We start from the raw sequence: 19627 nt of genomic DNA on the forward strand, positions 1-19627 counted from the left end.
TCCCCGTCCGCTCAACGGGCGGTCGACGTTGTCCAGGCCGACCGGTAGATTTTAGTGCCTCCGCGGAACGTCCGTCGGAGGTCTTGTTCTCCCGCTCTGCCCGCCAAGACTCACTCAACCAGCGTCCCCCCAATGCCCTGTGTACCCAGCCCTTTTCGTGCGTGGTGCTTCGGGCCGCTCTTTATCGGGGTACTTCTTCTTACAGGAGTCCCCGCCCAGGCCCAGGATTCGTTTTCGATTGAGGAGATTCTCGGTGCTCCTTTTCCTTCCGACATGACGGCGGCCCCTACCGGCGATCGGGTCGCATGGGTGCAAAACAAGGAAGGCGTCCGGAGCCTCTGGACCGCCGCCGGGCCGTCATACCAGGCCCGCCGAGTCGTCGCCGCAGAGGGCGATGATGGGCAGCGGATGGGAGAGGTCACGTTCACGCCGGATGGCAGACAGATCGTGTACGTCCGGGGCGGAGCGCCAAACCGAAACGGAGTGCACGCGAATCCTCGGAGTCGCCCAGATCCGGCTGAGCGCGCTGTGTGGAGCGTGTCCATCCAGGGCGGTGTCCCGCAGAAGATCGGGGCCGGTCACGCGCCCACGGTTGCTCCTTCGGGCTCACACCTCGCCTTTCTGCGCAACGGGCAGGTGTGGGCCGTCCCACTCCCACTCGCCGACACGACCAACCCGGCCCGTCTCTTCACCATTCGCGGCGACGCCGAAGACCTGCGGTGGTCTCCCAGTGGCGACCGGCTGGCATTCGTCAGCGACCGGGGCGACCACGGCTTCGTGGGGGTCTACGACCTCGACACGAACCGCCTCCGGTACCTCTCCGCCAGTGTCGACCACGACTCAAACCCGGTCTGGAGCCCCGACGGGAACCGAATTGCGTTCCTTCGTGTCCCGCACGAGGAAGACCCGGACTACAGCCCCGACCGAACAGCACTGCCCTGGTCGATTCACGTGGCGAACCTGGACACTGGGGAGAGCCGCACGATTTGGACCGCCGATGCGGGCCTGGGAAGCGCGTTTCAATCCATCCGCGCCGAGAACCAGCTCTTCTGGGGAGCCGGCGACCGCATTGTTTTTCCCTGGGAGAAAACCGGGTGGTTGCACCTGTATTCGGTTCCCGCCGATGGGGGGCGAGCAACCCCCCTTACCGCGGGTCCGTTCGAGGTGCAGTTTGTCACGATGGCGCCGGACCGGGAATCCTTGATCTACGCTTCGAATCAGAACGACCCCCACCGTCGGCACCTGTGGCGCGTCTCTGTGGGGGAAGGATCCCCAACCCCGGTCACGCAGGGGAGCGGCATCGAGTGGGCGCCCGTCGTGACGGCAGCGAGCCAAGACATCGCCTTCCTGGCCTCCGGGGCACGGACGCCCGCCCACCCCGAGGTGCGTCCGGACGGAGCCGAGCGTCAACGCCTTGCGGCCGACGCTGGGACGCAGACGGTTCCGCAGTCTGAGCTGGTGACTCCGGACCCAGTCACCTTCTCGGCGACCGACGGGAAAACAATCCACGGCCAGCTTTTTCGCCCCCCGGACCTCGGCCCTGACGAGCAGCGGCCTGCCGTCGTCTTTTTCCACGGCGGCCCCCGTCGTCAGATGCTGCTCGGCTTTCACTACCGCGGCTACTACCACAACGCGTATTCCCTCAACCAGTACCTCGCCAATCAGGGGTACATCGTCCTCGCCGTCAATTACCGGGGCGGCATCGGGTACGGACTGGAATTCCGGGAGGCGCTGGAGTACGGCCCCCGCGGGGCGAGCGAGTTTAAGGATGCGCTTGGCGCCGGGCTGTACCTTCGGCAGCGCTCGGACGTCGACCCCGACCGCATCGGCCTGTGGGGCGGCTCGTACGGGGGGTACCTCACGGCCCTCGGCCTCGCTCGGGCCTCCGACCTGTTCGCAGCGGGCGTGGATCTGCACGGCGTGCACGACTGGACCGCCATTCGGGACGACATTGCCCGGCACTACCCGCCGTCTGAGAAAGAGGCCGCCCGCCAGCGCGCCTTCGAATCGTCGCCGATGTCGGACGTGGAGGACTGGGAATCGCCGGTCTTGCTCATCCACGGGGACGACGACCGTAACGTGCCCTTCAGCGAGACGGTCGACCTCGTCCAGGCCCTTCGCACGCACGACGTGCCCCACGAGACGCTCGTCTTCCCCGACGAGGTGCACGGCTTCCTGCTCCACGAGAACTGGCTCCGGGCCTACCGGTCGGCGGCGTCCTTCTTCGACCGAACCCTGCGTGACGACAAATAGCTTCGAGCAACACTGGCCGCAGGCCAGTCGAGGCGAGCCGGTCACGTCAACCATTGCCCGTCGCTCCCCTTCGCTCCAGCGACCACTCAGTCGGAGATTCGCGCCTCACCGAGCCGAGACTGAGTCGTGGCACAACACCCCCACCGCGGTAGCCACTTCACGCTGCGTGGTCCCGCCCGTCGGCCGGTTCAGCAGATGCCTCTGTACGACAAGGGTCGAGGAGCCACCCCCGTCGAGATTGACAGCCTCCACCGCGCCCAGATTCCGCATGAGCCGAGCGAGCTCATGTAGGTCCACGCCCCGGCTGGCGGGCTGGCGGCCGTCCACCACGACGAGAAGAAGCGCCCCCTCCTCGGTGACGCCCGCGGCGGTGCGGGGATGAACGTCCGGAATGCCCGTGCCGAAGAAGACCTCGGCGTCGGCCGTCACAGCGGTGGTTCCCGCAGCCACGACGACCGGCCCCGCCCCGACGGCGTCCACGACCGGCCAGGGCTGCGCCGCGGATCGAGGGGGCATGGGTGCCGCCACATTGGGGCTGTGTCGCGGCGGACGGCTCCACGCGAGAAGTGAATCGGCGCGACGGGTCGTCCAGGCCACGTCTACGGTTCCGTCCTGTCGGATGCCCAGCGCGCCGCGGGCCACCGGATAGGAGCGGTCTCCCCGCTGGAGCGTATCGGTGGGGGGCGTGCCCAGGTCCCCATCGTTCACCAGGAGCCCGGCGGGCTGAATGGGATCGGTGTTGGGATCGTAGTAGCCCCCGTTCACGGCCACGCAGGCGTCCTTCTGCCGCGCGAACCGAGAGACCGGCTCCACACCGTCCGGCTCGTCCGAGCGGAGCACCTCAATCGGATGGCGATGGGGAGCGGTGACGCGAACTGCCCAGGCGCGCAGTGGAATCGTATCATTTCGTCCGGCCGAGACTTTCACGCCGTCGGGCAAAGTCGCGTTCAGGGAGTCGACCGGGCGCCACTCCATCGGAAACGAAACGGCCCCCTGGGGGACCTCTGAGGGACCACATCCGGCGAGCAGTCCCATCCCAACCAGTAGCAAGAGACTCTCCCAGGAAGGGAAGGTGTCACACGTCCAGCTCATCGGCTTCCGCGGCGTGCTTCATAATGAACTCGAACCGGGCCGAACTGTCGCGCCCCATGAGTTCGGTGATCGTCTGCTCCGTCACCATCCGCTCAGTGTCCGGGATGTCGACCTCCAGCAGGCGGCGTCCATCCGGCGAGAGGGTGGTTTCGTTCAGCGTGTCGGGCATCATTTCGCCGAGGCCCTTAAAGCGTTGGATGTCGACGTTCGGGTTGCGGCCGTCGCTCCGAATTTCGTCGAGGATGCGCTCTTTGTCCGGCTCGTCGAGCGCCCAGTGCGTGTCCTTGCCCGCGTCGATCCGGTACAGCGGCGGCTGGGCGATGTAGACGAAGCCGCCCTCAATGAGCGGCCGCATGTAGCGGTAGAAGAAGGTGAGCAGGAGCGTGGCGATGTGGTGCCCGTCCGAGTCCGCATCCATCAGGAGGATGACCTTGTGGTAGCGGAGGTCGGACAGGTCGAGCGCGTCCCCCAGCCCGCACCCGAGGGCCTGCACGATGTTGGAGAGCTCCTTGTTGCTCTGCACGCGGTCCAGGCTGGCCTGCTCGGCGTTGAGGACCTTCCCGCGGAGCGGCAGGACGGCCTGCGTCTCCCGGTCGCGGGCCTGCTTCGCGGAGCCGCCGGCCGAGTCGCCCTCCACGATGAAGAGCTCGCACTCGCTGGCCGTGCTCGACGAGCAGTCCGCCAGCTTGCCCGGGAGCTTGAGCCGGTTCGCAGAGCCGGATCGGCCGCCGCTCCCGCCGGAGCCCGATCGACGGGCGCGACGCGCCTTGGCCGCCTGCACGACGCGAGACGCGATGGCCTCGCCGGTCGAGGAATGGTCGTTCAGGTATTGCTCGAGCTCCGTCCGGAGCGAACCGGAGACCAGCGACCGGGCCGACGGGTTGTTGAGCTTGTCCTTCGTCTGCCCCTGAAACTGCGGGTCGACCATGAACAGGTTGACGATGGCCACGAGCCCCTCCCGCGTGTCGTCGCCCTTAATGTCGAGCCGGTGGGGGACGAGGTCGTGCGTGTCCATGAACGACCGAATCACCGACCGCACGCCGCTCTTGAGGCCCTGCTCGTGCGTCCCGCCGTCCTGCGTGGGAATGCCGTTCACGAACGTGTGGAGCTGCTCCTTCGGCGCGTCGGTCCACTGGAGCGCGATCTCTAGACGCCCCTCCTCGGACAGGTCGTCGTCCTCCAGCATGAACACATCGTCGTGAATCGGGCTCACCTGAAGGTCGTCCACGAGATAATCCAGGTATTCCTTGATGCCGCCTTCGTGGTGAAGCTCGTGCCGCTCCCCCTCGGTCTCGTCGCGGAAGATAATCTTCAGGTCCCGGTTCAGGTAGGTTTTCACGTCCAGATGCTCCCGAATCCAGTCCGGGTCGAACTCGACGGATTCGAAAATCTCCGGGTCGGGCCGGAAGGAAATCTCCGACCCGGTCCCTCGCGTACTCTCCTTCGTTACCTCCAGGTCCGTCACCGGGGTGCCGCGCCGAAAGCGCTGCTGGTACTCCTTGCCATCGCGCTTCACGGTCGCCACGAGCTCTTCGGACAGGGCATTCACGACGGAGACGCCCACCCCGTGCAGGCCGCCCGAGGTGATGTAGTTGCTCGCGTCAAACTTGCCGCCCGAGTGGAGGGTGGTGAGAATGAGCTGGACCGTCGGAATCTCCTTCTCGGGATGCTCGTCGACCGGAATGCCCCGGCCGTTGTCGGAGACGGTGATGCTTTCTCCATCCTCGTGCAGGACGACCTCAATCTTGGAGGCGTACCCGTTCGTCGCCTCGTCGACGGCGTTGTCCACCACCTCCCAGAGGATGTGGTGCAGGCCGGGCCGCCCGGTGCCCCCGATGTACATGCCGGGGCGCTTGCGGACGGGCTCGAGGCCTTCGAGGACGTCAATGTCTTCGCCGGTGTATGTTTTGGGCATCTTCTATGTGTCAGGTCTAGACGGTTGAAGTGCTAAAGAACGTCAAGGTGCGACCGTGCTGATGGGGACGGCGGACTACAGACGGCAGACCGCGGAAAAGGCGCTTTGCGGCGGTCCGCGGTCCGTGGTCGGCCGTCATGGATGCAAAACGGTCCCACCCTGCACCGAAGACAAATTGAGGACTACGCAGTATTGGAGGCACCTACACAGATTCATCCAGCGTCACCTCCACCGGCTCGGGAAAGACTTCCGCGAAGTAGCCGCGCTTGATCACGAGCGTCCCCTTCGCCCCGCGGTTGGTCACGTCGAACTTCGTGGTGCGCACGATTTCGTCCCGTCCGTTGTTCGTCTGGACGGCGAGGCCCTGCCGCGCCCGGGTGCTCAGGGTAAAGTCGAGCACGCGGTCCTCCCCCTCTAGCCGGATGGCGCGCACGCCCTTCGCAGGTCCCTTGTAGACCGACACCTGATGGACGGGAAAGACCAGGGCGCGCCCATCGTGGGAGGCAAGGCAGATGTTTTCGTCGCCCCTGGCCAGGTGGACATGCACGACCTCATCCCCCTCCTCCAGTCGCATGTACTTGCGCCCGGTGCTGATGGAGGGCTCGACGTAGCCGTCGATCGTGAAGCGCGTGGCCTGGCCGCTCTTCGAGATCGCGACGACGTATGGCCGATCCGGGGCGTCGGGGTCCTCCGGGTCAAAGAGCTCGCCCTGTTCGCTGGGCTCGGGCGGCACCGGGTCGGGCAGGGCGCGATCGTCGAAGGTGAGGACGCCCACCACGTGCTCCCCGTCGTCGAACGAGAAGAGCTTCTGCACCGGATCCCCGTAGCCGGTGGTGCTTGGAATCTCGGCGATGCGGGTGGTGTAGCAGGTGCCGTAGTTCGTAAAGAAGCCGACGGTGGCCCGGGTGGAGCCCGCCAGCGCCCATCCCACCTCGTCTCCATCGCGAGTGCGGATGGCGTCGAGGTCCGAGTAGGTGCCCTGCCGCTTCACCCAGCCGTCGCGGGTGACGAGGACGTGCACGTCCTCGTCGACGATGTAGTCCTCTTCGGTGTACTCCATGTCTGCTTCCGGCCCCACGATCGTGCTCCGGCGCTCGTCGGCGTAGTCCTCGCGCACATCCCGAAGCTCCTCCTCCACCAGGCCCCAGCGGGCCTCCTCGTCGTCGAGCAGCTGGCGAATCTCTTCGGCCCGTGTGCGCTTCTCGTCGAGCTCCTCCCGGATCGCCTCAATCTCCATCTGCGAGAGCTTGTAGAGCCGCGTCTCCAGGATGGCCTCGGCCTGGTCCTCGTCGAGCTGGAAGCGGTGCATGAGCCGCTGCGCCGCGTCGGCCTTGTTTTTGGAGGCGCGGATGATCTTAATCGCCTCGTCGAGCGCGTCGAAGATGGTCTCGAAGCCCTCCAGGATGTGGATCCGGGCCTCCAGTTCCTCCAGCTCGTTCCGGAGCCGCCGCGTCACCACCTCCAGCCGGAAGTCGAGGAAGTGGCGGAGGATGCTGCGGAGATCGACCTGCCGGGGCTCCTTTACGTCTTCCTCGTCGGTGGGGACGAGGCAGGTGAGGTTGACGTGGAATCGTTTCTGCAGCTTCGTGTGCTTGTAGAGGTACGCCAGGGCGGCCTCCGTGTCGGAGCCGCGCTTCAGCTCCAGCACGATGCGCACGTCGTCGGTCGACTCGTCGCGCACGTTGGAGAGCTGCGGGACGTTCTCCTCGGCGATGTGGTCGGCAATCTCTTCGACGATCTTGCTCTTGTCCACGCCGTAGGGCACCGACTCGATGATGGCGCGCGTCTTCCCCTTCGTCCGGTACGCGCCCCGCATCTCGATCGTCCCGGAGCCCGTCTCGTACATCTCCGCCAGCTCCTCCCTCGTATTCAGGATCCGCCCCCCGGTGGGGAAGTCCGGCCCCTGAATGTGCTCGCGGACGAGGGTGGGCGTGTCCACATCGGGCTCCTCAATCATGTGGAGGGCCGCGTCCACCACCTCGCCCAGATTGTGCGGCGGGATGTTCGTGGCCATGCCCACCGCGATGCCGCTCGCCCCGTTCACCAGCAGGGTGGGCACCCGCGAGGGCAGCACCACCGGCTCCTCCAGCGTGCCGTCAAAGTTGTCGCGGTAGTCGACCGTCTCGTCACGAAGCCCTTCCAGCATCTCCATCGCGAGCGGCCGGAGCTTGGCCTCCGTGTAGCGCATCGCCGCGGCGTTGTCGCCGTCGATGGAGCCGAAGTTGCCGTGTCCGTCCACCAGCGGCGCCCGCAGCGAAAAAGACTGCGCCATGCGCACCATCGCGTCGTAAATGGCCTTGTCGCCGTGCGGGTGGTACTTCCCCATCGTCTCGCCGACAACCGTTGCACTCTTCCGGTGGCGCTTGTTCGGGTACAGGTTCAGGCTGTCGAACATCGCGTACAGGATGCGGCGCTGCACCGGCTTGAGCCCGTCGCGGATGTCCGGCAGGGCCCGGCTGGTGATGACGGAGAGGGCGTAGTTAAGGTACCGCTTGCGGGCGGTCTCGTGGAGCGGGATCGTCTCGGTGACAGGCATCAGGATTGTTCAATAACGGAGCTTACCGAAGCACACATAGTTTACTCACACGTTCGCGGAGATACAACAGGCACCGGAACGCGTTTCACGAGATCCGGGCTTTCTCACTGCGTTCTCGTCTCTCCCCGAATATTTTCGCGTCGCAGAGGGCCAGAAGAGGAGTTGGGACTTACGGAGCGGTGACGACGCCCCTCACGCACAGAGACCGGCTGCCCGTTGACTGCCTCTCCTGCTGAGCAGTTTGACATTTCGTTTTGACTTACAATAACAGCAATAGGTCCGGACACCCGAGGGGGCTGGTGGACCGGCCAAGAGACCGAGGTAGTGCAGGGGGCAGCCGATGCCCGATAGCTTTCGTCTCGCGTCCTGAACGATCAGTAGTTCAGAGTGAAATAGTCTCCATCCTCGTCGGGATGGAGATGCAGCAGGTCCGCCCTCGTGAGCCGGAGGAGCGTCTGGGAGGCCTGCTCCGGAGAGATGTCGGCCAGTTGTGCGAGCTGCGATACCGAAATCCGACCGTAGTCGTCCAGGTACCGCATGAGCAGCGACTCCGTCTCCCCGAACTCAAATGTCGTGCCCGACTTCTGCCGCTGCTCCCGCAGTTCCTGAACCGTTTCGGGGCTCGCCTCCATGCTTTTGGCCTCGACCCGCACGTAAACGGCCCCTTGCTCCTCCGGCGCCCCGTCGGCAACCACGAGGTGGGGCTTTTCGTCGCTCTCCGGAATGGTGACGACCAGCACGTCGCACCGCGGCTCGACGACAACTCGTTCCGTTTCGTAATCTACAGGGGGCTGGCAGTGGGCCTCCACGGCCTGGCGAAGCAGAAACCGCTCCTCGGAGGCATGATCGATTCCGGCAACGGTGCCGTCGTCATTGACACCGAGCACGATCCGTCCCCCGCGCGTGTTTGCGAGCGCAACGACTTCCTTCGCGATGCGCTGCGGCTGGGGGACACGGCGCTTGAACTCCAAACTGAGGCCCTCCCCGAGGTCGACAAGTTGCTCCAGTTCCCGACGGGTCATGGGAGTCGCACAGATGCGTGAGGGATAACACCAACCGTGGACGATTCTGGGGGGAGCGGTGTTACTCCCGGAGGCCTGCTGACGCCCAATGTTCACGCTTTGCAGACCGGGTCATGAGCTGGTCGACCACCTCTCGGGGTTGCTCGTCCTCGAACAGGATGGCGTACATTGCCTCCGTAATGGGCATCTCCACCTGGTGTCGTTGCGCAAGGGCGTGGATGGACTTGGTCGTCCGAACCCCCTCCGCCACCATGTCCATCTCGTCCTGAATCTCACGGAGGGTCTTCCCCTTCCCGATTTGCTCCCCAAAGAAGCGATTTCGGCTGTGAGCACTCATGCAGGTCACCACGAGGTCCCCAATCCCAGTGAGTCCAGCGAAAGTCTGCGCCTCGGCGCCCATCGCGAGCCCGAGACGCTGAATTTCAGCAATCCCCCGGGTCACGAGGGCCGCCTTCGCGTTGTCTCCGTAGCCAATCCCGTCGCTGATGCCCGCAGCGATGGCGAGCACATTTTTTGCCGCCCCTCCAATCTCAACCCCGATGACGTCGGTGTTCACGTACACGCGGAGACGGTTCGTCATGAAGGCCTCCTGGATCCGCTGGGCCTGCGGAGGGGAAGTGGCCGCCGCGACGACGGTGGTGGGGCGGCCTCGCGCCACCTCCTCCGCGTGGCTAGGCCCGTGGAGCACCCCAATTTGCTCTCCGGGCAGGACTGCAAGCTCCTCAGCGAGCACCTGCGACATCGTCTGCAGAGTCTCGTTTTCAATGCCCTTCGCCAGCGAGACGACCGTGTCGCCTTCGCGGGCGTGAGCACCGAGTTGTGCGGCGACCCCTCGTAAGCCCTGGGAGGGCACGGCCAGGGCCCAGAGCGACGTGGCCTCGGCGGCGTCCCGAAGGTCCGAGGTCACACGGACAGACGGGGGAATGTCGACGTCGGGCAGATAGGTGGGATTGCGGCGCGTCCGGCGGATCTCTCGAACTGCTTCCTCCCGGCGGGCCCAGAGGGTGACGTCCCGCTCCTGTGCGGCCAGATGGACCGCGAGCGCCGTGCCCCAGCTCCCCGCCCCAAAAAGTGTGATGGAGACCGACATGACTGTACCTGCGTGGCCACGGACCGACTCACCCCCACCCGGCGCCGCTAGAGCTCTCCTCGCCCCAGCATTCCCTGCGCGGGCTCGAAGGAGCTGATCTGACTTTCAGTCCCGTTGAGAAGGCGCCGGATGTTGGACTGGTGAGCAGCAATGATGGCGAGGGCCAGTAGAATGCCAAACACGAGGAGACTGGGGTCGAGCGCGGCCCCGAAAAGGTAGCGGCGGATGGCGACCAATGTCGGGAAGGCAACGGCCGCGGTGAGGGAGGCAAGCGATACGTACCGGGACGAGATGAGCACGACCGCAAACACCGCGAGCGTGATGCCGATCGTGACGGGAGTGAGGGCGAAGAGCATCCCGGCGGCTGTGTTGACGCCCTTTCCGCCCTCAAAGTTGGCAAACACGGGAAACATATGCCCGAGTACCGCAACGACCCCCGCCAGCAGCCCGACCAGCGTGGCCGTTTCCCACCCGAAAACCGACAGGTTCGGGATCGGATCGATGCGAATCTGCGACGCGACGACGCCGGCGGCGAGGACGCCCTTCCCGAAATCAACGACCGACGCGAGAACCCCGGCCTGCCACCCCACAACCCGAAAGGCGTTCGTCGCGCCCGGGTTGTGACTTCCATAGTTTCGGATGTCAACGCCATGCAGGACTTTGCTCGACCACAGCGCCCCAGGAATGGAGCCGAGAAAGTAGGAAATCAGCAGAATAATGATTAGCGACCACATGACGGCACCTCGAGCGTTTTGAACACCGATGGCGAGCACGGGACAAAGCGCCGTGCCGGAGTTCCGTCGCCGACGGGGCGAGCGTTATCAGTAGTTTCGTTCGTACCTATCGGGCTCCCTCCAGTGTTCCCGGCGGGCCCCGTCTGTTGAGCAGACTCAGGGGTCATCGTTCCTCTCCGGATCAGCCACGACCGTGCCGATTCGAAACGGGTGCTCGCCCTCCTCTTCGAGCCGCTCCATCGCCTCTTCCGTATCTGCCTCACGGACGATGGCGACGAGCCCCACGCCGAGATTGAAGGTCCGCCGCAGGTCCGCTTCCGGCACGTCTCCCTCCCGCTGGATGAGCGAAAAGATGGGGGGGCGGTCCCAGGCGTCGTAGTCCACGGCTGCCTCGCAGCCGTCCGGCACCACGCGGCGGAGGTTGCCGGGGAGCCCACCGCCGGTGATGTGCGCCAGCCCTCGGGCGAGGCCCGCCTCCACGAGTGTCTGCACGGGCCGGAGGTACGACCGATGCACACGGAGCAGGGCCTCTCCCAACGACGCGCCGCCGAGCGCAGGAGGGCAGTCTTCAACGGTGTGGCTCTCGAACAGAACCGTTCGGGCCAGGGTATAGCCGTTGGTGTGAATCCCGCTCGACGGAAGGCCGATGAGCACGTCTCCGGGGGCTATGTCGCCCCCTTCCACGATGTCCGCCTTGTCGACCACTCCCACGATGGATCCGACTAGGTCGAAGTCCTCATCGCCGTAGACGTCCGGCATCTCGGCAATTTCGCCCCCGACGAGCGCGCACTCGTTCTCCTCGCAGGCCGTCGCGAAGCCCTCAACGACCGCCTCGGCCGTGCTCGGGGTCAGGGTGCCGACCCCGTAGTAGTCCAGGAAGTAGAGCGGCGTAGCTCCGCAGACGGCAATGTCGTTCACACAGTGGTTGACCAGATCCTGGCCGACGGTGTCGTACCGCCCAGCCCGCGTGGCCACTTTCAGCTTGGTGCCAACGCCGTCGATGGACGACACCAACACCGGCTGCTGGATGCCGTCAAGATCGGGTTCAAAGAAGGACCCGAAGGCCCCGATGTCGGCCAGGACGCCCGGCGTGAACGTGTCTCGAACGGTAGAGCGGAGGCGATCGACTGCTTCCTCGCCGGCTTCGATGTCGACCCCCGCTTCTTTGTAGGTGGTCATGGCTCTGAATCAGTGCGGAGCAGAGGGGTGAGAATCTAGAGCCGAAGGCGCCCAAATACAATTTGCAGGTACACCTGTGCCCGTCGGAAGAGCGACAGCTCAAGCGGCTCGCTCCACAGGTCGTACTCGCGACGCTCGAGTTCATTGAGCAGGGCCAGCATGCCGAGCCAGTACCGCTTGAGGGCGTAGCGCTGCCGGAAACCGAGGTCGTTGACAAGCGACCGACCCTGCGCGAGGGCATCGCGCACCCGCACGCCCTGCTTCCAAAGCAGGCGTCGCACACTCTCGTCGACACGTCCCTCCCGCAGCTGATCGATTGACACGCCTGCCTGCCGGAGGTCTTCGAGGGGTACGAACAGCCGATCCTTCCTCAGATCCTGAGGGAGCGAGACGAGATGCGCGAAGTGAAAGAAGCCGCGCGCCAGTTCGTCGACCCACCCAATCTGGACGGAGTTGGTCAGGTCGGCCAGGCCGGCGAGCAGGCGGGCGTGGGGCAATGCCCAGAGTCGCACAAACGTTTCCAGTTCGTCTGCGCTCTCGAACCGCGTTTCGCCGTGGAGGACGCGGGCGGCTTCCACCTGGGCACCGAGAAGTTTGCGGCTCAGGTCGTGGGTCGAGCATGCCTCGTAGGCGTCTGAGTAGATCTCTTCCCGAACCAGATGCAGGGACTCTCCGGCCTCGGTTCGGGCCCGTTCCTGATCGAAAAAGGCATCGGCGGCGGTTCCGCGCGGGACCGTTGGTTCGACCAGCGCCGAATGCCAATGCCAGAAGGCCTGCGCCGCCGGGCGTCGCCCCCGCGGCCATTCGGTGTAAAAAGGCTGTGGCAGGTCGGTCATCGATCGGGTTCGGCCCTGGAAGCGCACAGTGGGGGCCCACCAATACAGAACGGGGAAGCCGCGGTAGGGCTTCCCCGTCCAATCCTCCTGCGTGGGCCCGGCGGGGCGGTTACGCCTCGACGCCCGCAAACTCCTGCTTCACAACGCTGATCTGGCTGCCTTCGAGCACCATCTGGAGTTCTCGCTCCGAGAGGTCGTGCTCGACAACGTACGTCTCGTCTTTGTCGGCGTTGGTCACCTCCACGTCGGTCCCGGCCTTCACCTGGTCGCGCAGATTGCGGAACTGGAGCGTGTCGCCCTGCTCAATGCTGGCGTAGTCCTCGTCCTCCTTGAACAGGAGCGGCAGGATGCCAAAGTTGGCCAGGTTTTGCCGGTGGATGCGGGCATAGCTCTTGGCAATCTTGACCCGCGTGCCGAGCCAGCGGGGGGCAATGGCGGCGTGCTCCCGGCTGGAGCCCTGCCCGTAGTTCGTGCCGCCAACCACCGCAAAGCCGTTGTCCTGATGCTCCATGGCGCGGTCGAAGAAGCTCTCGTCGACCTGCTCAAAGACAAATTCCGAAATCTTCGGGATGTTGGAGCGGTACGGCAGAATGCGCGAGCCCGCCGGCATGATCTCGTCGGTCGAGATATCGTCGCCGACCTTGAGGAGCACCGGCAGATCGAACGAGTCGCGAAGCTCCTCGAACTCGGGAAGCGATACCACGTTCGGTCCCTTCTCAAGCTCGACGTTCTTGGCCTCTTCCGCCGAGGGCGGCTCCACGAGCTGATCGGTGTTCACGATGATGTCGTCCGGCTCACGAGCGTCGGGGTACTCCATGTCGTAAAGGCCCTCCAGGTCTCGCGGGTCGGTAATCTCGCCCGTGAGTGCCGAGGCCGCGGCGGTCTCGGGACTGACGAGGTAGACCGCGTCCTCCTTCGTGCCCGAGCGGCCCGGGAAGTTGCGCGGCACCGTGCGCAGCGAGATCTGCCCGGTGGCCGGGGCCTGCCCCATGCCGATGCAGCCGTTGCAGCCGGCCTGGTGGATCCGCGCGCCGGCACGGGTCAGCATCTGGAGGTGGCCCGTGTTCATCAGGTTCTCCAGGATCTGCCGCGAGGTCGGATTGACGTCGAACGAGACGCGATCGTGCACCTGGTAACCGTCCACGATCTCAGCGGCGCTGGCAAAGTCGCGGAAGCCGGGATTGGCCGAGGAGCCGACGTAGCTCTGATAGATTTCCTGGCCTTCGACCTCACGCACCGGCACCACGTTGCCTGGGCTGCTGGGCTTGGCAATCTTCGGCTCCAGCTTGGAGAGGTTGATCTCCTCGTGCTCGTCGTAGGTGGCGTCCTCGTCGGCACTAATTTCGCGGAAGGCCTCCTCACGGCCCTGTCGCTCCAGGAAGCGACGCACCTCTTCGTCGGCCGGAAAGACCGTGCTGGTGGCGCCCAGCTCCGTGCCCATGTTCGCGATGACGTGGCGGTCCATGCAACTCAGGCTGTCGAGCCCGGGCCCGTAATACTCGATAATCTGGTTGACCGCGCCGTCCACGTCGTGACGCTCCAGCATCGTCAGGATCACGTCCTTCGCGCTCACCCAGTCGGGCATCTCGCCGGTCAGCTGCACGCCCCAGACCTCGGGCATGTTAATCGTGTACGGCTTGCCGGCCATCGCCATGGCCACGTCAAGCCCTCCGGCCCCGATGGCGAGCATGCCGATGGCGCCCGCGGCGGGCGAGTGGCTGTCCGACCCGATGAGCGTCTTGCCCGGCTCCCCGAAGCGCTCCTGGTGCACCGGGTGGCTCACGCCATTGCCCGGGCGGCTGTACCAGACGCCAAACTTCTTGCAGGCGCTGCGCAGGAAGAGGTGGTCGTCCGGGTTTTTGAAGTCGGACTGAATGAGATTGTGGTCGACGTACTGCGCCGACAGCTCGGTCTGGACGCGAGGGATGCCCATCGCCTCAAATTCCAGCATCACCATCGTACCAGTGGCGTCCTGGGTCAGGGTCTGGTCCATCTCCAACTCAATTTCCTCCCCGACTTTCATGTCCCCCCCGACCTTGTGACTCTCGATCAGCTTCTCTGCAACGTTCTTACCCATGGTGTCTTGTGGTTTGGATCGTCCAGGTAGAAACAACGGCCCTTTCGGTAGCTGAACATAACGAAAAGGAGCTGGAGTTGGTAGCGCGTTCCGCGTAAAAATTGTGTATTCGGAGACGTCTCCGGCCCCAATTTCCGAGAGCGTTAAAGCTCCGATCGGAAGCACACCGTATTTTCGGCTGACTGGCGTTTTCGGGCATTCGAGACTCCCCTGGTCATTTCCCCACGTAGGAGAACGAGCAACGCACCCCCGGTTCAGCGCACGGTCAGGGGTCAACGGCGGGCGACCAGGGGTGGGAGTTCTACACCACCGTCTCGATTAGGCCCATGTGGAGATGCCTGGAGGAGTGCACTCACGGCGTTCACCGACGTCAGACCCGCGAACGCAGCGAAACTGCGAGCCTCCCAGACGCTGGAGGACGATCCGGCCAGAAAACGCTCGCCCCTCCTCGTTCTCTTTCGTCCCCGACCGGGAATGTCTGTGTTCAGATTTGGCCCGGCAGCGCCGCCGGGACGCCGCGCTATCGGCGCGCTGCACCCGGAAACCTGCCCCCCGGCCTCTGTGAACCGGACGGAGAAGCTTCCTGCCAGGAGTGAGACGGACGCCGGTGCCTGGATTCCCGATCACTCCTGCCGCTTCCACGGGGGAGCCTCATCGTTGAGAAACGCATCGATGCCGGCCTGACAATCGTCTGTGCCCCGGGCGAACGCATTCATCTGCACGGCGTAGTCGAGCGCCTCGTCCAGCCCCATTCCCGGTATCCGGGCCAGCATTTGCTTGGTGAGCCCCACCGCCGAGGCGCTCGTCTCTGTGGCCAATTCCCGGGCCAGTTCATCGACGGCTCCCGGCAACGCCTCATCGGGAACGGCTCGGGTGACCAGCCCGATCTCTGCGGCCGTCGGGGCTTCCACGAGTCGTCCGCGGAGCAACAGGTCACGGGTCCGCGTCTCCCCCAGCTTCCGCCGCAAGAAGACCATCACGATGGCGGGCACGAAGCCAATTCGCACCTCGCTGAACCCGAGCGTGGTTCCCTCGGCCACGTACGAGAAGTCACAGACCGCCGCAAGTCCACACCCGCCCCCAATGGCGTGACCATTCACCTTTGCAATAACGGGCATCGGGTGCTGGTATATTTGTCGGAAAAGCTCCGCGAGGTGGCGCGAGTCACGCTGATTTTCCATCGGTCCCGCGTCCCGCATGGTTTGAAGTGAGGTGAGATCGGCCCCGGCGGAGAACGCGGAGCCAGCCCCTGTGAGGACGATCACCCGAATGTCGTCCCGATCGGCGGCCTCACGGAGTGCGGATTTGAGCGCCGCGACGAGTGCCCCGTTGAGGGCATTCCGCTTATCGGGGCGGTTGAGACGAACGGTGTGAACGGCGTCGTCGGTGGTCGTCTGGACGAGTGTGGACATTGGGGGGGCGTCATGTCAACGAGAGCAGGACACGACAGAAGCACCGGAGACCGAACCGGATGGAAGGCTTCCGTGGTGCGGGTTGCGCATCTTGGAGGGACGCGATTGCCCGACGGGAAATACGCGATACGAAATACACAGTACCACCTACTCACCAGCAGGGTCCATCTCCCCCACCCCTTCCGCCAGATAAAACCGATAGATCGGCCATACGTCGAAGACCAGATCCAGCGCCCGATCGACGAGTTGGGAACCAAGCGCAAGGGTCTCCTCGCGGCCAATGTAGTGCCGGACGTAGATGCCCTCCGCCCCGTCCACCGACTCCGGTACCGCATCGAGCGGATCGGAAAACACCGTCTCGTTGTCATCCCCGGAGCCTCGGTGCGTGTAGAAGCGCCACCCCTCCCGTTCAAGCAGTGGATTGACGCGGTCAAGATACGTGGCGGGGGCCTCCTGGATGCGCGCCTTCGCCTGCTCCAGCAGATCAGTCGCGTAGGCGCCGACGTAGACCCCCACCGCAAAGCCGTCGGGCGAGACGCGATGCGTGATCTGTACGTCTTCCAACCGCCGGGTCTCCGGCCGGTAGAAAGACATCCAGAGGTGATCGTGACAGCCGCCGGCCCCGAAGTCGTTCTTCAGCAGCCGACTAAACACGTGCTTTTCCGTTTCGAACCCCAGGCGGTTCGGAAGCACCCAGTTTACCACCAGGTCGTCGCGGTAGCGGCGAAACGGGTCTTTGAGGTGATCAGTAACGCCCGGTTTCTCCTTCTTGTACTGGTCGATGTGCGGTTCGGCGCGGAGGCGATCGAGCATTTCGAAGACCGCTGGCGACCAGCCCTCGAAGGAGAGATCGAGCGTGTCGGGCTGGTGCAGTGCCGTCACCGGCTTCTGGGGGGGATCGATTGCCGTCGGGGTCGACTGGTCGGACATGCGCCGGTTGTGCAGATTCGGAAGGGGCGTGGTCATCCGTATGCGGATCGCCGGGAGGCGTTCACCCTCGGCCCTCCACCTCTGCTCCGCGCCCCTGCAGAAAGGCCTCCGCAGCCTCTATGAGCGGGGCACTGCCGATGAAGAGGGGGGTTCGCTGATGCAACTCTTCGGGCTGGAGGTCAAGAATCCGCCGGTGTCCGTCGGACGCTCGCCCACCCGCCTGCTCCACGAGAAGGGCCATCGGATTGGCCTCGTACATCAGCCGCAGTTTTCCTTGGGGATAATCGGCCGTGGCGGGGTACATGTAGAGGCCGCCCGTGAGCAGATTTCGGTGAAAGTCGGACACGAACGAGCCGATGTATCGCGCCCGGACTCGGGCGCCGGTCTGCGGATCCTTTTGCTTCAGCCAGCGCAAAAACGATCGCAACTCGGGCGAAAAGTCCTCGATGTCCGCCTCGTTCACCGAGTACATCGCACGGGCCGCGGGAATCTGGAGATCGGGATGCGTCAGGAGAAATTCCCCAATCCCCGGATCCAGAGTGAACCCGTTCACCCCATTTCCGGTCGTGAAGACGAACATCGTGGAGGAGCCGTAGGCCACGTAGCCGGCGGCCACCTGCTCGGCCCCTGGGCGAAGGGCCACGTGGACGGAATCGTCCCTGTCGACGTGCTCGGGGAGGGTGTAAATACTGAAAATAGTCCCGACGGAGGCGTTCACGTCGGTGTTGGTGGAGCCGTCGAGCGGATCGAAGAACACGGCGAACTGCTCCTGGGCTGTCGCGTCCGGGGACAGAGGAATCGTCTCGGGCTGCTCCTCCGACCCAATCAGGCAGCATTCTCCTCCCCGGCGTAGAGCGCGCTCGAGCTCTCGGTCGGCGATCTCGTCGAGTTGCTTCTGCCGCTCGTCCTGCACGTTGACTCTTCCGGTTTCTCCCAGCACGTCCAGGATGCCCGCCCGGCGGATGTTGTGGTTAATGATCTTGGCCGCCACGCTCACGTCCCGGAGCAGCCGCGCGAAGGCCCCGGTGGCCTGGGGAAAGCGCTCGTGGCGGTCAATGATGAACTGTTCGAGAGTCATCACCGACTCCAAATCCCCGGGCGGAGGCGGATTCTCGGAGGGAGAGTGCGACATACCGAAGCGTGGAGAGGTGTGAGGAGGAGCAGTGTGGCACTACGCCGAGAACACACGCGCCCCAGGACGTCAATGACTGGAAGGAAGGCGCTTCGTCGCTGATGGGCGGCCCCTTTCAGCTTTATTGCACAGATCCCAGCCACGCAGGACTAGCCGGACGCCCTGGGACGGAAGCCCTCAGTGCTCCTGTGGGGCCGGAAGCCAGTGTTCGTGCTTGGCCGATCGGGTCATGAGACGCTTGACCATCTTCCGTGGACTCTCGTCGTCGAACAGAATCGCGTGGACGGCTTCCGTGATCGGCATCTCGATCCCATGCCGCTTGGCCAAGTTATAGACTGACCGAGTCGTCCGGACGCCCTCGGCCACCATTTCCATTTCGCTGTGCACGTCCTCGAAGCTCTGCCCCGCGGCGATCTGCTCTCCGAGGTACCGATTTCGGCTGTGCTGGCTCATGCACGTAACCACCAAGTCGCCGACGCCCGAGAGTCCGGAGAAGGTTTTCGGGTCGGCCCCGAGGGCACGCCCGAGGCGTCGGAGCTCGGCGAGCCCGCGGGTCACGAGTGCTGCCTTGGCATTGTCCCCGTAGCTGACCCCGTCGGCGATGCCCGCCGCGATGGCGAGCACGTTTTTGGCGGATCCCCCAATTTCGACGCCGAGCACATCGGTGTTGATGTACACGCGCAACCGCTCCGTCATAAACGTCTTCTGAATCTGTTGTGCCTCGGCCTCTTCGGGCGCCGCCGCCACGACCGCCGTGGGGCTCCCCTCGGCCACCTCCTCGGCGTGGCTGGGGCCGTACAGAGCCCCAATCTGTCTCCGGGGCACCACCTCGAACACGTCGTTCAGAACCTGAGACATCGTCAGCAATGTCTCATTCTCGATTCCCTTGGACAACGCGATCAGACGCACGTCCTCGTGGGCGTAGGGACGAAGCGCTTCCATCCGACCTCTAAGTTTTTGGGACGGGACGGCAACTCCCCACAGGTCCGACGCTTCGGCGGCTTCCTCCGGGTCCGTCGTGATGTGCACGGAAGACGGGATGAGGAGCTCAGGAAGGTATGTCGGGTTGTGGGACGTGCGGTGAATTTCTTCGACAACTTCCGGTCGGCGCGCCCAAAGAACCACGTCTCTTCCTGCGGAAGCGAGATGGACTGAGAGAGCGGTTCCCCAGCTCCCTGCCCCGAATAGCGTGACGGAGGACATAGATGAGCGGTTGGATATCAGGAGATCAGGCAATGATGTGCGTGACTGTCGTCACCCGAAGGAGTCAACGTTGTGATACAAAAGATCCATCGATGAAGGCAGTAACGTTTCCCCCGGAAAGTTCGGAGGAAGGGTCCAGTCTTGTCAACGTAGCAGTACTGTCCAAAAACCAAAGCTTGGCGACGATCGAGGGCTCCGACAAGAGGGGAGCGTGTG

Annotated in this window: 14 protein-coding genes; 1 reads left to right on the plus strand and 13 read right to left on the minus strand. The window is 64.6% G+C overall.

Going from position 1 to position 19627, the window contains the following annotated elements:
* The first annotated feature begins 132 nt into the window (after nt 1-132).
* Nucleotides 133-2253 (plus strand): S9 family peptidase, encoded by a 2121-nt coding sequence (locus tag ABEL04_RS10870; protein WP_375802416.1) that lies wholly within the window; start codon nt 133-135, stop codon nt 2251-2253.
* 105 nt (nt 2254-2358) lie between these two features.
* Here the strand turns inward: ABEL04_RS10870 and ABEL04_RS10875 are convergent, their stop codons facing one another.
* The 13 genes from ABEL04_RS10875 to ABEL04_RS10935 all read right to left on the minus strand — a co-directional run bounded on the left by ABEL04_RS10875 (nt 2359) and on the right by ABEL04_RS10935 (nt 19411).
* Nucleotides 2359-3345 carry a phosphodiester glycosidase family protein gene (locus ABEL04_RS10875; RefSeq protein WP_375802417.1) on the minus strand — a complete coding sequence of 329 codons (987 nt, stop codon included), beginning with the start codon at nt 3343-3345 and terminating at the stop codon, nt 2359-2361.
* On the minus strand, nt 3329-5260 hold the full coding sequence (locus ABEL04_RS10880; RefSeq protein WP_375802418.1) for a type IIA DNA topoisomerase subunit B: 1932 nt from the start codon (nt 5258-5260) through the stop codon (nt 3329-3331). Before ABEL04_RS10880 ends, ABEL04_RS10875 begins: the two co-directional genes overlap by 17 nt.
* A gap of 202 nt (nt 5261-5462) precedes the next feature.
* The gene (locus tag ABEL04_RS10885; protein WP_375802419.1) at nt 5463-7796 is read right to left on the minus strand and encodes a DNA topoisomerase (ATP-hydrolyzing) subunit A; all 2334 of its coding nucleotides are present in this window, start codon (nt 7794-7796) and stop codon (nt 5463-5465) included.
* 374 nt (nt 7797-8170) lie between these two features.
* Nucleotides 8171-8818 (minus strand): helix-turn-helix domain-containing protein, encoded by a 648-nt coding sequence (locus ABEL04_RS10890; RefSeq protein ID WP_375802420.1) that lies wholly within the window; start codon nt 8816-8818, stop codon nt 8171-8173.
* 61 nt (nt 8819-8879) lie between these two features.
* The gene (locus ABEL04_RS10895; RefSeq protein ID WP_375802421.1) at nt 8880-9908 is read right to left on the minus strand and encodes an NAD(P)H-dependent glycerol-3-phosphate dehydrogenase; all 1029 of its coding nucleotides are present in this window, start codon (nt 9906-9908) and stop codon (nt 8880-8882) included.
* 47 nt (nt 9909-9955) lie between these two features.
* Nucleotides 9956-10642 (minus strand): glycerol-3-phosphate 1-O-acyltransferase PlsY, encoded by a 687-nt coding sequence (gene plsY / locus ABEL04_RS10900; RefSeq protein WP_375802422.1) that lies wholly within the window; start codon nt 10640-10642, stop codon nt 9956-9958.
* Between the two features lie 156 nt (nt 10643-10798).
* Nucleotides 10799-11821 carry a phosphoribosylformylglycinamidine cyclo-ligase gene (purM, locus tag ABEL04_RS10905; RefSeq protein WP_375802423.1) on the minus strand — a complete coding sequence of 341 codons (1023 nt, stop codon included), beginning with the start codon at nt 11819-11821 and terminating at the stop codon, nt 10799-10801.
* 35 nt (nt 11822-11856) lie between these two features.
* Nucleotides 11857-12657 carry a squalene/phytoene synthase family protein gene (locus tag ABEL04_RS10910; protein WP_375802424.1) on the minus strand — a complete coding sequence of 267 codons (801 nt, stop codon included), beginning with the start codon at nt 12655-12657 and terminating at the stop codon, nt 11857-11859.
* 109 nt (nt 12658-12766) lie between these two features.
* Complete coding sequence (locus ABEL04_RS10915) at nt 12767-14734, minus strand: aconitate hydratase (protein ID WP_375802425.1); 1968 nt, start codon at nt 14732-14734, stop codon at nt 12767-12769.
* Between the two features lie 623 nt (nt 14735-15357).
* A complete protein-coding gene (locus ABEL04_RS10920; protein ID WP_375802426.1) occupies nt 15358-16146 on the minus strand; it encodes an enoyl-CoA hydratase/isomerase family protein in 789 nt (262 codons plus the stop codon).
* Between the two features lie 147 nt (nt 16147-16293).
* Nucleotides 16294-17112, minus strand: coding sequence for a hypothetical protein (locus ABEL04_RS10925; RefSeq protein ID WP_375802427.1), 819 nt, complete (start codon nt 17110-17112; stop codon nt 16294-16296).
* Nucleotides 17113-17137: 25 nt separating this feature from the next.
* Entirely contained in the window at nt 17138-18208 is a 1071-nt protein-coding gene (gene fbp / locus ABEL04_RS10930; RefSeq protein WP_375802428.1) for a class 1 fructose-bisphosphatase, read from the minus strand.
* 177 nt (nt 18209-18385) lie between these two features.
* On the minus strand, nt 18386-19411 hold the full coding sequence (locus tag ABEL04_RS10935; RefSeq protein WP_375802429.1) for an NAD(P)H-dependent glycerol-3-phosphate dehydrogenase: 1026 nt from the start codon (nt 19409-19411) through the stop codon (nt 18386-18388).
* Between the last annotated feature and the right edge of the window lie 216 nt (nt 19412-19627).

The sequence above is a fragment of the Salinibacter sp. genome (assembly GCF_042218895.1).
Classification (GTDB): domain Bacteria; phylum Bacteroidota; class Rhodothermia; order Rhodothermales; family Salinibacteraceae; genus Salinibacter.